Source organism: Actinoplanes sp. GCM10030250, from assembly GCF_042666575.1.
In the GTDB taxonomy this organism is placed as follows: domain Bacteria; phylum Actinomycetota; class Actinomycetes; order Mycobacteriales; family Micromonosporaceae; genus Actinoplanes.
In genome coordinates this window covers 157,969-172,618 of record NZ_JBHTDO010000012.1, presented here as the reverse complement: position 1 = coordinate 172,618, position 14,650 = coordinate 157,969, and the positions used below count along the sequence as shown (strand labels likewise).

Genomic DNA, 14,650 nt, shown 5'->3' with positions numbered 1-14,650 from the left:
TCAGCCCCGCTTCTCGTACGGGCTGGGGATCGGGAAGTAGCTCTCCAGGAACGGGCGCAGGATGGTGTCCTGCGATGCGAGCTGGTCCTGGGTGGAGTAGGCGTCGTTGAGGCAGAACGCGTCCCAGTCGCGGCGGACCAGAGCCCGGGCGAGCCGGGCGGCCAGGTCCGGCACGGCGAGCTGGATGTAGCCGTACTTGACCGAGCCGGGCATCGCGCGCCCGCTCAGGTACGCGTAGTAGTGGTACAGGTTGGACAGCGGAGACAGGTCGTGGGTGCTGCGGAACCGCGACGCCATCGTGGTCGAGTACTCGTCCGGGAACTCGTTCTCGATCTCGGTCAGCACGCTGCGGCGCAACGCGTACGGCACGTGCTGGAACACCTGCGACGTGGTCGGGCCGAACTTGCGCTCCAGCAGCCGGCGGTTGTTCTTGTGCGCGGCGTCGACCGGGGTGTCCTCGGCCGTGATCGGGCCGACCGGGACCCGGCCCGCCGACAGGAAGAACTTCGACAGCCCGTTGGCGAGGAAGAACGCCTGCGGCGCGAGCGGGCGGCCGATGAACATGTCGTCGTTGAAGTAGAGGAAGTGCTCGGCCATGCCGTCGATGCGGTGCAGCTGGCTCTCGATGGCGTGCGAGTTGAAGACCGGCAGCACGCTGGGGTCGCTGAAGATCTCCTTGTGGCTGACCACCTGGATGTTCGGCCGGGACAGGTCGAGCCACGCCGGGGTCTGATCGTCGGTGACGATGTAGATGTTGCGGACCCACGGCGCGTTGGCGTGCAGCGACCGTAGCGAGTACCGCAGCTCGTCGCGGCTCAGGAACCGGGCGTCGCTCGCCGACTCCTCGTGGTAGACGTCGCCGGTCACCGTGGCGCGCTTGCGCTGCCACTCCGGGTCGGTGCCGTCCACCCAGGTGTAGACCACGTCGATCGGGAACCCGATGTCCTCGGGCAGCGCCGCTGTCATCTCGCGGCGAGTACGGACCCGGGGAAGGGCGTACACCGTGCCGCCGAGGCGGGTGAACTGCTCGGTCGGCGCCAGGACCGGCTCGTCGGCGTGCGGGAGCATCCTGGTCATCCGGTTGGGCCGCGGCGCCCAGATGCGCGCGCCGTCCCGGCCGGTGTTCCAGAACTCGATGTCACAGCCGTACTCACGGCCGTGGACGATGGACTGGGTGGGATCGGTGCGGAACCAGACCAGGCGCAGTACCTTGACGTCGGCGAGCTTGCTCCACGTCTCGGCGGTGGACTCGGACAGCAGGTCGCGGACGGCGGGCTTGGGCAGCACCGTCGCCACGTAGGCGGCGGTCCGGCCGGCGAGCTCGGCCAGCGCGGCGAGCGCCTTCTTGCGGTAGTCCCCGCGCACGCCGATGACCGGTGACCGGTCGTCCAGGCCACGGACAGTGAAGTACTCCACGCCGGCCGCCGTGAGCGCCTCCTCCACGGCGGCCTGGTTCAGCCGCCGCACCTCGAGCGGCGTGAGGCCCGGATGCACGTGGACGGTGCGCGGGAGCAGCTGGACGGGAAGCTCCACCCGCTCGACGGTGATCTGGTCAGGCATGGTGGTCACCCGTCATGGCCTCGGAACGTGAGAACGGCTGCCGGGGGATCGGCACCGTGGCCCCCATGGCGATCCGGCCCAGCGTCGTGGCGCTGTACTGGGCGCGCTCGGCGGCGACCGGGTCGGGCAACTCGTACGGCGAGCGGAAGGGGAAGTACTGCGGGAGGAAGTCGGCCATCATGGCCGCCTGCTCGCTGAGAGCCACCGCGGCGGAGTCGGTGTCGTTGAGGCAGAACACGTCGCTGTGCCGGCGGGCCAGCAGGAACGCCAGCTGCACCGGGGTGGAGGGGTGAGCGAGGTCGGCGTACGTGTACTTGATGGTGCCGGGCACCGCGCGCTTGGTCAGGAACGCCCAGTAGTGCTGCAGCGACGACGGGATCGACAGGTCGCCGGGGTGACGGAACGGGTGCTCGGCGGTCGCGCGGACCTGGTCCGGCAGCGTCTGCTCGATCTCCTCGAGCACGCTCTTCTGCAGCGGGTACGGCACGTGCTGCATCTTCTGCGTGATGCTGCGGCCGAACCGCTCGGCGACGTGCTGCCGGTTGTTCTTGCCCGCCGCGGTGACCGGCGCGTCGAAGATGGTCGCCGGGCCGGCCTCGAGCTGTGCCTTGGACTGGAAGAACTTGGCGATGCCGTTGGCGTGGAAGAACGCCGTCGGCGCCACCGGGCGGCCGAGGAACATGTCGTCGTTGAAGTAGATGAAGTGCTCGGCCAGGCCCGGGAGCATGTGCAGGCGCGACTCGATCGCGTGCGAGTTGAAGGTCGGGAGCACCCCGGTGCCGCTGAACAGCTCGCGGTGGCTGACGACGGTGAGCCCCGGGTGCGATCCGTCCAGCCACGGCGGCAACTGGTCGTCGGTGATCAGGAAGATCCGGCGGACCCAGGGCGCGTAAGCGGCGATCGAGCGCAGCGAGTACTTCAGCTCGTCGCGGCTGATGAAGCGGGACGCGTTGGTGGCGATCGTGTTGATCTGCTGCTTGCCGAACGCGGTGAGTGAGGAGTTCTTGCGCTCCAGCCAGTCCGGGTCGTTGCCGTCCACCCAGGTGTAGACGATGTCGATCGGGAAGCGGATGTCCTCGGCCGGCACCGCGGCGAACTCGGACCGGGTGCGGTACCGCGGGCGCTCGTCTGCGGGCGGCATCACCGGGTTCAGCGCGACCGGGGGCACGTTCTCATAGGCCGCCTCGGTCGGCAGGGTGCTCGCCACCCAGTTGCGGCGCGGGCCGGCGATGGAGTCGGGTGCGCCGTCGACACCCTTCACCGTGTGCCAGAACTCGATCTCGCAGGCCGACCCGCTACCCAGGACGGTGGTCGCATAGGGGCTGGTGACGGGGAAGTAGACCTGAACCGCGTTCTTGCCGCGGCCGGCCCGGAACCCTTCGTCGGTCACGGTGCCGGTCCGGATCTCGGCATCCCGCAGAGCCTGGTCGGCGCGCAGGGCGGTGAGGGTCCGCTCCCGGTCCCGTTTGTGCACCGCCACGGAGCTGTGCAGGGTGCTGATCGGGCGGAGGCAGAAGTATTCGATTCCGGCGCGGTCCAGGGCTTCCGTCACGCCGTCCAGGTTGAGCTGCCAGGCGGCGGCCGGTGTCATGTCGGGCATCACCCGGGCCTGCACGGTCTGGCCCGCGTCGCGGGCCTTGACCAGCGCGCCAGGAGCGGCCGGGGTGGGCAGTCGCCGCTGGCGGGTCAGCCGCCGCACGAGCCAGAGCTGGCGGTGCGGCGGGAGCAGCTCGACGAGCCGCAGGCGGTAGTCCTTGGGCAGCAGGCGGTAGAAGCGGAGGGCAATCATGCCGCACCCGCCTGTGGCAGCGTCGCGCCGAACGTCGCGAATCGCCGGCCGCTGCGGCCGGCGAGATTCTTGATCTGCACCTGTGGTCCCCCGTGGCTCCACTGAACGATGGGGACCGGAGCCCCACCGCAGCGGAGTCAGGGTAGACAACAGGTCAACGTGAAACAAATATACGTCTGGTAACAGTCCTTACTGTTTCGGTGAGACGGCGGAGTTTCCGCTGGTCCGGGCGCGGGTCCCGGACCAGCGGAAGATGTGTCGAATCAGAGTCCGTAGCGGCTCTTCAGATGACGCCAGAAGTCCCGCAGCATCCATTTGTCGAACTCTGTGATCTGCGTCGCACTGCCGGCCTTCATGACGAAACCCTTGCCAGGGGTGGGATCCCAGTCGTAGAAGTCGTCCAGCCCGTACGTGTGGCCGATCTCGTGCAGCAGGATGTGGACGTTCTCCGTGCCCAGGTTGCTCATGAAGTACTCCGAGCCGATCCGCTGTCCCCAGTCGCCACCGGCGCCGCCCTGGAAGCCGGCGGTGAGCCAGAGCGAGTGGTCGTAGTGGTGCGAATCGCCGCCGGGGCAGCCCGAGTAGTTGCCGTCCTGGTGGAAGAAGCGGCCGCAGGGCTCGCCGCACTGTGGTGCGTTCTCCCGGATGTTGTTCACGTAGACGTCGACCGAGGTGTCGGTCCACTCCAGCTGGGCACGGTCGCGCACCGCCCAGCCGACCACCTTGACCGGTACCTGACGGTACGGCCAGTTGTTCCAGCCCTGCCCGTTGTCGAGCATCTGGTCCATCCACTTCTGGTACTGCTTCTGCAGTGTGGCGTGGACGGCGTCACGCTGGGCCGCGGTCACGTGCGCGGTGGAGTCCCAACGCACGCAGTAGTTGATGGAGCCGCGGCCGGCCATCAGCTGATCCCAGCCGTAGTTCTTGAACCCGTACAGGTTGCTGTAGGTCTCCTCCTGGTGCGCCCAGACCTTGTCCAAGGGGGCGGCCAGGTCGGACGGCGGCATCCACGGGTCGGTGCTCGCGCTGGGAGTCGGGCTCGTGCTGGGGCTGGTGCTGGGGCTCGGGCTCGCGCTCGGGCTCGCGCTCGGGCTGGTGCTCGGGCTCGGGCTGGTGCTCGGGGATGCTGACGGGCTCGCGACCGCGCCGGTGCACCTGGTGCCGTTCAGTGCGAAAGAGGCCGGGCTGGGGTTGGTCCCGCTCCAGGTGCCGGTGAAGCCCGCGTTCACCGAGGCGCCGGGTGCCACGGACCCGTTCCAGGCCGCGTTCGTCACGGTGACAGCGGTGCCTGACTGGGTCCAGGTGGCGCTCCAGCCCTGGCTGACCTTCTGGTTCGCGTCGGGGAACACGAACGTCAGGGTCCAGCCGTCGAGCCGGTCACCGAGGTTGGTCACGGTGACCGAACCCTGGAACCCGCTGGTCCACTGGCTGGTCACCGCATAGTCGACACGGCAGCCGGTCGCCGCGTACGCGGACTGCAGGACGGCCACGGTGGAGAACGCGGCCATCAGGCAGGCCCCGATCCACACCAAACGACGTTTCATGGGGAACTCTCCGGGGATGGGGGAAGGCTTGTCTCCCGGAAGTGGACGCCGGCGCCGAAAAGGTTGCCCGGTTGCCGCCGGTTAATTGAGTTTCCCGTGCCGGATGCACAAAAAGGACAGTACAAAAACGAACAATAATGGGCCGGTGGCCACCGGCTGAATGCCTTTTCGTTACCTGAAAGAGAATCGATCGTCATGGGGTGTGCTTACGCTCCGGCGGATCAACTTCGTCCGGAGGACACTCTTAGATGCCTCAAAACATACCAAGTGCGGACGTTGCTGCGCGCCGTTCGCACCGCCGGCGTTCACCATGGACTCCGCCGTTCTCCCGGCCCGCACTTCGTGCCGTTGGCGCCGCCGTTCTGGCCACCGCACTCGGCCTCAGCTTCACCGGCCCGGTTTCCGCCGCGGAAGTCGCCGACACGCCGTTTATCAGTGAGATCCACTACGACAACGCCGGCACCGACAGCGGTGAGGCGATCGAGATTCAGGCTCCGGCCGGATTCGATCTGACCGGCTGGCGGGTCGTCCTTTACAACGGCAACGGCGGCGCGTCGTACGGAACGCTCACGGTGACCGGCCCGGTGCCGGACGCCGGTGTGGTGGTCGTACCGGCGAGCGGTCTGCAGAACGGTGCGCCCGACGGTGTGGCGCTGGTCAGGCCCGACGACACGGTGGCCGAGTTCCTCAGCTACGAGGGTGCCTTCGCCGCGACCGGCGGACCGGCCTCGGGCCGGACGAGCGTCGACATCGGAGTGTCCCAGCCGGACAGCACACCGGCCGGTCAGTCGCTGCAGAAGGTCGGCGGCACCTGGACCGGACCGGTCACCAGCAGCTTCGGCACCGTCAACAAGGCCGAGCCGGAGGAGCCCGAGGAGCCGGAGGAGCCCGGCGCGGGCTGCACCACGGACCTCACCCACACGATCGCCCAGGTGCAGGGCACCGGAGCGGCGACCGGCCTGGCCGGCTCCACGGTCACCGTCGAGGGTGTCGTCACGGCGGACCACCGCACCGGTGGCTACAACGGCGTCTACCTCCAGACCGCGGGTAGCGGCGGGGACCGCCCGGTCGCCGCGGGCACCGCGTCGGACGGCATCTTCGTCTACCTGACCGCGAACACCGCGAACCACCCGTCGGTGACCGTCGGAGACGTGATCCGGGTGACCGGTACGGTCAGCGAGTTCAACGCGCTGACCCAGATCACCATCGGCGCCAAGACCGACGTCCAGCTCTGCGCGAGCGACAAGCCGCTGCCCGCACCGGTTCCGCTGGCCCTGCCGCTCACCGACGAGGCACGCGAGTCGGCCGAGGGCATGCTCGTCGCCCCCGTCGGTGCGTACACGATCTCGGACGTCTACAACACGAACCGGTACGGCGAGATCGTCCTCGCCGCCGGTAACGACCCGGCCCGCATCCCCACGGACGTGGCGCGGCCCGGCAGTGACGCGGCCCTGCAGCTCCGGGCCGCCAACAAGAACGGCCGGGTCCTGCTGGACGACGGCAAGACCACCAACCTCGCCTCGGCGGGTATCGCTCCGCCGTACTTCTCCAAGGACGACCCGATCCGGGTCGGCGACACCGTGGAGAAGTTCGGGCCCACAGTGCTCGGCTACGGCTTCAGCGAGTGGCGCCTGCAGCCGGCGAAGCCGGTCGACGCGGACACCGCGGCGGTCTCGCGGACCACGTTCAAGGACACCAACCCGCGTACGCCCGCACCGGTGAACGTCGGCGGCGACATCCGGGTGGCCAGCTTCAACGTGCTGAACTACTTCGTCCACTTCGGTGGCGAGGCGCGCGGCGCGACAGACGCGGCGGCGCTCGCCAAGCAGCAGGAGAAGATCGTCTCGGCGATCACCGCGCTGGACGCCGACGTGGTCGCCCTCATGGAGATCGAGAACTCGGTCCGCTTCGAGGACAACGACCCGCAGCTGGCGCTGAAGACCCTGGTCGGCGCGCTGAACGCGGCCGACGGTGCCGGCACCTGGGACTACGTCCGGTCGCCGGCCGAGCTGCCGGGCGCGGCCCAGCAGGACTTCATCACCAGTGCGATCATCTTCAAGCCGGGCTCGGCCACGCCGAAGGGCCCGTCGAAGGCGATCAACGACGAGACGGTGTGGTCGAACGCCCGCGAGCCGATCGCGCAGACCTTCACCTCGGGTTCGATCGACTTCACCGTGGTGGCCAACCACTTCAAGTCCAAGAGCGCCTCGGTCGCGCCGACCGGCGACAACGTCGACACCGGTGACGGGCAGGGCGCCTACAACGGTGACCGGGTGCGGCAGGCCAACTCGCTGGCGGGCTTCGTCGCGGGTCTCGGCACCGACAAGGTGATCCTGCTCGGCGACTTCAACGCGTACGGCCAGGAGGACCCGCTGAAGGTCCTGTACGACAAGGGCTACACCGACGCGCACACCACGTTCGCGCCGGACAAGTCGTCGTACGTCTTCGGCGGCGAGTCGGGTTCGCTGGACCACGCGCTGGTCACCGGCGAGTTCGCCAAGCGCATCACCGGCGTGGACATCTGGAACATCAACTCGGTCGAGTCGTTCGCCTACGAGTACGACGGCTTCGCGCCGTTCTACGACGGCGGGCCGTACCGGGCCAGCGACCACGACCCGGTTGTCGTCGGCCTGGAGACCGGGCTGGCCGGCCCCGTCGACCTGCAGTTGCTCAGCATCAACGACTTCCACGGCCGGCTCGAGTCGCCGTCCACCGTCAACGGTCAGGCCGTCGGTGGCGCCGCTCAGCTCGTCGGGCTGGTCGACCAGCTGCGCGCCGCGAACCCGAACACCGCGTGGATCTCGGCCGGTGACAACATCGGCGCCTCCACGTTCATCTCCGCGATCGACAACGACAACCCGACGATCGACGTGCTGAACGAGGGCGGCCTCGCCGTCTCCGCGGTCGGCAACCACGAGTTCGACAAGGGTCTCGCCGACCTGCAGGGCCGTGTCGACGAGCGGGCCGACTTCCCGCTGCTCGCGGCGAACGTCTACAAGGACGGCAAGCGGATCCTGCCCGGCTACTCGGTGCAGAACCTGGGCGGTGTCCAGGTCGGCTACATCGGCGTGGTGACCGAGCAGACCGGCTCGCTGGTCAGCCCGGACGGCATCGCCGGCGTGGAGTTCCGCGACCCGGTCGCCGAGGCGAACACGCTCGCGGCGCAGCTCTCCGACGGCAACCAGGCCAACGGTGAGGCCGACGTGCTGGTGCTGCTCGCCCACGAGGGTGCGGCCACCGCGAACATCAGCTCCGCGGCGGCGCTGCAGGCCGACCCGGTGTTCGGTGAGTTCACCAAGGTGAGCGCCGAGATCGACGCCATCTTCAGCGGGCACACCCACCAGCCGTACGCGTTCCAGGTGCCGGTTCCCGGTTCCGAGAAGACCCGTCCGGTGATCCAGGCCGAGGACTACGGCGAAAAGCTCGGCAAGGCGGTTCTGACCTACGACCCCGCCACCGGTGAGGTCACCACGTCCACCGCCGAACTGATCACGGTGACCGGCTTCGGTTCGAACACCGCCGTCGCCGACATCGTGACGGCAGCCAAGGCGAACGCCACCGAGCTGGGCAAGCAGACCCTCGGAAAGATCACCGGGGACATCCTGCGGGCGTACACCAGTGCGGGCGCCGAGGACCGCGGCGCCGAGTCGGTGCTCGGCAACTTCATCGCCGACGTCCAGCTCGACCAGACGAGCGAGCCGGGCCGTGGCGGCGCGCAGATCGCCTTCATGAACCCGGGCGGGCTGCGGGCCGACCTGAAGTACGGCACCGACGGCACTGTCACCTACTCGGCGGCCTTCTCCGTCCAGCCGTTCTCGAACGACGTGGTGACCCAGACGCTCACCGGCGCCGAGATCAAGCAGGTGCTGGAGGAGCAGTGGCAGCCGGACGGGGCGTCCCGGCCGGTGCTGCACCTGGGCTCGTCGAAGGGGCTCACCTACTCCTACGACGCGAGCAAGCCGCGCGGCTCGAAGATCATCGCGTCGTCGCTCAAGCTGAACGGGGTCACCCTCGACCCGCTCGGCACGTACCGGGTCACGTCGAACTCGTTCCTCGCCGCCGGTGGTGACAACTTCGCCACCCTCGGCAAGGGCGACGATCGGTTGACGACCGGCGACAACGACCTCACCATGCTGGTCAACTACTTCGCCGAGCACACGCCGATCACCCCGGACACCACCCCGCGGAGCACTGCCGGTGTCGCGGACACCACCGCGCCGACGGGCGTCTACACCCTGAACGCGGCGGCCCTCTGGTCCGGCCAGTCGGTGACGCTGACGCAGAAGGCCCTGGCCGACGATGTCAGCCCGGCGGCCGGGATCACCCGGGTCGTCAACTGGGGTGACGGCAGCGCGCCGCAGACCCTGGCAGCCGGTGCCACCACCGCGACCCACACGTACGCGAAGGCCGGCGCCCACCAGGTGTCGGTGGCTCTCACCGACGGGGCCGGCAACAGCGGCCAGGCGACCTTCGAGGGCGCGTCCAAGGTGACGGTCTCGGCTCAGCCGGGCCGGTTCAGCCTCGACAGGTCCTCGATCTGGGCCGGTCAGACGGCCACGCTGCGCCTGAGCGGAGTAACCGGTGCCACCAAGATCGTGGTGGCGTGGGGCGACGGCACCAGCACGACGGTGTCGCCGGGAAGCACCTCCGCGGCGCACCGGTTCGCCAAGGCCGGCACGTTCGCGGTCAAGGTCACGCCGTACAACGCTCTCGGCGCCGGCCAGCAGGTGACGGCCGGGAACCTGAAGGTCGTCAAGGACACCTTCAAGCCCGGCGTGAGCCTGAACGTCCCGAAGAGCCCGGCCAAGGCGTCGTCCTGGTCGAAGCTCAGCGGGAAGGTGGCGGACACCGGCCTCGGTGCCGCGCAGGTACGGGTGAAGCTGATCGAGAAGCGGTCCGGCAAGTGGTACTACTACAACGGCCGGAGCTGGGTGAAGGCGAGCTCGCTGACCTCGGCCCAGGCCCGGGCGAAGGTGGTCACCGCGACGCCGAGCGCCAAGGGCACGTGGAGCGTCGGCGTGAAGGGCGTCCGCAAGGGCACCCTGAAGGTCACCTACTGGGCCGTGGACAGGGCGGGTAACACCTCGTCCGTGAAGGTCTACACGGCGAAGATCACCAAGTAACTCCGGAGGGCCCCCACACACCACTCGTGTGGGGGCCTTTCGCTGTCCGAAAACGGTTATTTACCTACTATCGGAAGGTGTTGCTCAAAGCGCCCGAGGTCGCCCCGGACCAGATGACGCAACGCGTGCACAACGGCCTCACCCTGGCCGCGGTCCTCGGGCTGGCGATCAACACGCGCACCCTCTGGGCGGGGATCGCGCTGCCGTACCCCGGCCTCGCCGTCGTGATCACCCTGGGCTACGGCGTGATGCTCGTCGCCGCGGTCATGGCGCTCTGCGCGCGGACCACCGCGGCCCTCGCCCGTCTCGACGTCACCGTCCTCGTCACGGCCGTCGTGCTGCGGACGATCGCCCTCTGGCCGGCGATCAGCGGTGCGAGACCACTCCGGGTCGACGAGGGCATGCTGATGGACCGTGCCACCCGTGCCGTCGCCGCCGGGCAGAACCCGTATGTGATGAGCTGGCCCGACATCGACCCGGAGTCGGTGACCCGGCTGATGGGCGGTGGAGCGGTCGCCGGCTTCGGCTATCCGCCGTTCGGGGTCCAGCTCGGCGCCCTGGCGCAACTGGTCACCGGCACGTTCCCCGGCATCGTCGTCGTCTCGGCGCTGGCCCTGATCGCCACGGCAGTCATCGCCTTCCGCGCCGCCCCGGTTCCCCTCCGGCCCCTTGCCACACTCGGTGTTCTCGGTACGGGACTGCTCACGCCGTACGCCGAAAACGCCTATCCCTCGATGATCGCCCTGCCCCTGCTCTGCCTGGCGGTTTGGCACTGGCCCTCGATCGGCCGCGGCGGCCGGCTCGGCCGGCGCGGCGTCCTGCGCGCGGTGGCGATCGGCCTGGCCGTCAGCACACATCAGCTCGGCTGGTTCCTCAGCCTGTTCCTGCTGGCCGGGCTCGTCCTGGTGCGGCGCGGCGAACTGCCCTGGCGCGGCACCGTCCTGGTCGTAGGCCGTTACGTCGCCGTCGCGGCCGGGGCCGCTCTCGCCGTCAACCTGCCCTACCTGATCCCGGACCCGGCGGCCTGGCTGCACGGTGTCGCGGAGCCGGTGACCCAGCACGCGGTGCCGCACGGCCAGGGCATCATGGCCGTTTCCTATCACCTGATCGCCGGCAGCGGAGCGCTCGACTTCTACAGTCACGCCGCCGTCGCCATGCTGCTCGGCCTGCTCGGGCTCTACGTCGTGAACGTCACGCGTCTCGGTCCGGCCGCCGTGGTGCTGCCCTGGCTGGTGTTCTGGGTGGCGATGCGATCACAGGACGGCTACTGGGTGCTGACGATGCCGCTCTGGATCGTCGGGCTCTGCACCACGAATCGCAGGGACTTCGCCAAGGCGTACCGGATCCCCTGGCGCATCGAGAGGATGGCGTTCTTCGTCCCCGCGGCGGTCTGTCTGATCGTGGCCATGGCGACGCCGCAGCCGCTGAGCATGCTGGTGTTCACCGAGGTTGTGCCCGGCCAGGAGGTGAGGACGCTGACCGTCGCGGTGACCAACCGGTCGCCGCGGGTCCTGGCGCCGCACTTCACGGTCACCACGGGTGCCTATCTGGGGCAGTTCTGGCCCGTCGTGACCGGCCCGGCGACGCTCGCACCGGGCCGGTCGGCGACCTACACGCTGGTGCCACCGCCCAATCGGCAGGGCGAACCGGTGTGGAAGCCGGCGGTGGAGCAGCCCGCGCTGCTGAGGGCCGTTACGGACGGGCCGCAGACCCTCAGCAGCGTCGAGTTAGGCGGCGGCTAGCTCCCGCTCCGGTTCGACATCGTGGGGAACGGCCAGCTGCCTGGTCAGCCGCGCGCCCTCGACATCGACGTCCGGCAGGAGCCGGTCCAGCCAGCGGGGCAGCCACCAGGCGGACCGGCCGAGCAGCGACAGCACCGCCGGCACGATGGTCATCCGGACCAGGAACGCGTCCACCGCGACGCCGAACGCCAGGGCGAAACCGAGCGACTTGATGATGGTGTCGTCGGCCAGGATGAAACCGGCGAAGACGCTCATCATGATCAGGGCGGCGGCGGTGACGACCCGCGCGCCGTACTTCATGCCGCTGAGGACGGCAGCGTTCGGGGTGGCGCCGTGCACGTACTCCTCACGGGTGCGGGTGACCAGGAAGACCTCGTAGTCCATGGCCAGTCCGAACAGGATGCCGATCAGGAAGATCGGCATGACGCTGACGATCGGCCCGGTCGACTCCAGGCCGATCAGGCCGGCGAGGTGGCCGTTCTGGAAGACGGCGACCAGGGCGCCGAAGGACGCGGCGATGCTGAGCAGGAAGCCGACGGTTGCCTTGATCGGCACGAGGATGCTGCGGAACACGAGCATCAGCAGGATGAACGCGAGGCCGACGACGATCGCCAGGTACGGGATGAGGGCGTTGGTGAGCTTCTCGGAGATGTCGATGTTGACGGCGGTCGTGCCGGTCACCGCGAGGCCGGGGAGTTCCGCGTCGCGGATCGCGTGGACCAGGTCCTTGGTCGCCTCGCTCGTCGGTGCGGAGGCGGGGATGACGGTCAGCATCGCTGTGTCGCCCGCGGGGTTGACCGTGGGCGGGGTGACCAGGACCACGTCGTCCAGATCGGTGATGATGCGCTGGGCCTGCTCGGCGGCGGCCTTGGCAGTGTTCGACGCGGACGACACCACGATCACCAGCGGGCCGTTGAAGCCCTCGCCGAAGCCCTCGGCGAGCTGGTCGTACGCCTTGCGCTGGGTCGAGCCGACCGCGGCGGTGCTGTCGTCGGGCAGTGCCAGGCGCAGGTCCAGAGCCGGGACGGCCGCGGCCGCGAGCAGGCCCAGCGAGACGATCAGGGCGATCCACCGGTGCCGGAGTACGGCGTGAGCCCAGCGCTCGCCGAACGCCATCTTCCCGGCGGCAGCGGTGGCCTTCCGGCGCCGCCGGGGGAGGATGCGGTGACCCGCGAAGCCGAGAATGGCGGGCACGAGGCTGAGAGTGATCACCACTGCGACGCCGACGGTGGCGGCCGCGGCCAGGCCCATGGCGGTGAGGAACGGGACACCGGTCACCGACAGCGCGGCCAGCGCGATGATCACGGTGAGCCCGGCGAAGACCACCGCGGAACCGGCGGTGCCGACGGCGCGACCGGCGGCCTCGTCGCCGTCGTGCCCCTCGGCCAGCTCGTGCCGGTACCGGGAGACGACGAACAGCGCGTAGTCGATGCCGACCGCCAGGCCGAGCATGGTGGCCAGGGCGGAGGTGGAGGACGACAGGTCGAAGAAGCCGGTGGCGATCTGGATGCCCAGCATCCCGACACCGACGCCGACCAGCGCGGTGAGCAGCGGCAGCCCGGCCGCGACAAGCGAGCCGAACGTCATCAGCAGCACGAACGCGGCGACCACGATGCCGATCGCCTCGGCGGCGTGGCTCTCCTCGGCGGTCCGGGTCACCTCACCGGAGAACTCGACACCCACAGCTGCCGAAGCGCCGGCGTCGAGCAGCGCCTTTCGAGCTTCGGTGGTCACGTCGGTCGCGGGGACCGAGTAGGTGACGGTCGCGTACGCCGTCCGCTGATCCTGCGAAACCGTTTGCGACACGAACGGATCCGACACCGCGGCGACCTGGGGAGCCTTCGCCATGCCGGCGATCGCGGCTTCGACGGCGGCCTTCTGCTCGCCGCCGGTGAGCCTGGTGTCGCCGGTGGCCGTGAAGACGACCTTCGCGGTCGCGTTCGCACCGTCCGAGGAGCCGAATTTCTCCTCGAGCACCTCCAGCGCGCGCGACGACTCCGTGCCGGGGATCGAGAACGCGTTGCTTGTCGGCCCGGACAGCGTGGCCGCCCCGATCCCGAACAGGGCCAGCACGGTGACCCAGACGGCCAGGGTCCACCGGCGCCGCCGGAACGAGAACCGGCCGAGCCGGTAGAGCAGGGTTGCCACGGGTGATTCCTCCAGGACGGGAAACGGTGCCGACCCGGTTGATCGGCCGATCCGTCCCGGAGATGAGTTCTAGGGGGAGCCATCCGCATGGCGGCGCCGTCCCGCAGCGCACCGCATTACATCGCGCCGCATCGCAGCATCGCGGCGCGGAGATGGGTTAGATGCGTGACCGGTTGCGTGCCTTCCACATCCGGAAGCCGGCGGCGGTGGCCGTGACGGCCGCCCAGACGCTGACCACGGTTGCTGGGATTCCCCAGCCGGCCAGCGCGAGCACGACAGCGGCAACGGCTATCACGGCGGCGGTGACGAACAGGGGGAGAGCCGGGCGCCCGGTCGCCGACACGCTGAAGTTTCCGCCGCCCATCCGGGCACAGAAATCGGGATCTTCACGGTGAAGCTGGCGCTCGAGCTGTGCCAGTCGCCGGTTGTCCTCTTTGCTGAGCATGCCGCCACCCTCCGGTCCGCCGCGCCGGTGAAGCATTGATCAAGTGAGAGCGATCTCGATCACAGCCATTGTTACCTGTGAGTTGCATTTGTGATACGCCTGCGTGTGCCGATTTTTCGCCCGGAGCGTCTCCCAGGCCGTCGCCGGCCGGGAAGGGTGTGCGGGGCATCGAGTCCCCCGCAACGGATACAACGGACGAAGCGATACCCGGTTATCGGCGAATGCTCCCCGCAAATCAGAACAATTACGACGCCCTCCCCGGAACAGCCGGAGGCGGCGACAAGAGCAACCGGACGGCT

The 14,650-nt window shown here is 69.2% G+C and carries 7 protein-coding genes; 2 read left to right on the top strand and 5 right to left on the bottom strand.

Annotated elements, in window-relative coordinates; all coding sequences use genetic code 11:
- The 3 genes from ACFQV6_RS18090 to ACFQV6_RS18080 form a co-directional block, all read right to left on the bottom strand.
- Nucleotides 1-1,560 (bottom strand): stealth family protein, encoded by a 1,560-nt coding sequence (locus tag ACFQV6_RS18090; RefSeq protein WP_378028650.1) that lies wholly within the window; start codon nt 1,558-1,560, stop codon nt 1-3.
- Nucleotides 1,553-3,349, bottom strand: a complete 1,797-nt coding sequence (locus ACFQV6_RS18085; RefSeq protein WP_378028649.1) for a stealth family protein — start codon at nt 3,347-3,349, stop codon at nt 1,553-1,555. The genes ACFQV6_RS18090 and ACFQV6_RS18085 overlap by 8 nt, the downstream gene beginning before the upstream one ends.
- Nucleotides 3,350-3,612: 263 nt before the next feature.
- Nucleotides 3,613-4,893, bottom strand: coding sequence for a cellulose-binding domain-containing protein (locus ACFQV6_RS18080; protein WP_378028648.1), 1,281 nt, complete (start codon nt 4,891-4,893; stop codon nt 3,613-3,615).
- A 248-nt stretch (nt 4,894-5,141) separates the two neighbouring features.
- Between ACFQV6_RS18080 and ACFQV6_RS18075 the strand changes: the two genes are divergently transcribed.
- Both ACFQV6_RS18075 and ACFQV6_RS18070 read left to right on the top strand, forming a co-directional pair.
- A complete protein-coding gene (locus tag ACFQV6_RS18075) occupies nt 5,142-10,016 on the top strand; it encodes an ExeM/NucH family extracellular endonuclease (RefSeq protein WP_378028647.1) in 4,875 nt (1,624 codons plus the stop codon).
- A gap of 77 nt (nt 10,017-10,093) precedes the next feature.
- Entirely contained in the window at nt 10,094-11,758 is a 1,665-nt protein-coding gene (locus tag ACFQV6_RS18070; RefSeq protein WP_378028646.1) for a hypothetical protein, read from the top strand.
- Here the strand turns inward: ACFQV6_RS18070 and ACFQV6_RS18065 are convergent.
- Nucleotides 11,744-13,906, bottom strand: coding sequence for an MMPL family transporter (locus ACFQV6_RS18065; RefSeq protein ID WP_378028645.1), 2,163 nt, complete (start codon nt 13,904-13,906; stop codon nt 11,744-11,746). The genes ACFQV6_RS18070 and ACFQV6_RS18065 overlap by 15 nt on opposite strands.
- 157 nt (nt 13,907-14,063) lie before the next feature.
- Nucleotides 14,064-14,351: a DUF3040 domain-containing protein gene (locus tag ACFQV6_RS18060; RefSeq protein ID WP_378028644.1), complete on the bottom strand. Its 288-nt coding sequence runs from the start codon at nt 14,349-14,351 to the stop codon at nt 14,064-14,066.
- Nucleotides 14,352-14,650 lie beyond the last annotated feature (299 nt).

Coding starts and splice junctions, on each gene's coding strand:
- ACFQV6_RS18090 (WP_378028650.1), bottom strand. CDS start 1,560: ATGCCTGACCAGATCACCGTCGAGCGGGTGGAGCTTCCCGTCCAGCTG.
- ACFQV6_RS18085 (WP_378028649.1), bottom strand. CDS start 3,349: ATGATTGCCCTCCGCTTCTACCGCCTGCTGCCCAAGGACTACCGCCTG.
- ACFQV6_RS18080 (WP_378028648.1), bottom strand. CDS start 4,893: ATGAAACGTCGTTTGGTGTGGATCGGGGCCTGCCTGATGGCCGCGTTC.
- ACFQV6_RS18075 (WP_378028647.1), top strand. CDS start 5,142: ATGCCTCAAAACATACCAAGTGCGGACGTTGCTGCGCGCCGTTCGCAC.
- ACFQV6_RS18060 (WP_378028644.1), bottom strand. CDS start 14,351: ATGCTCAGCAAAGAGGACAACCGGCGACTGGCACAGCTCGAGCGCCAG.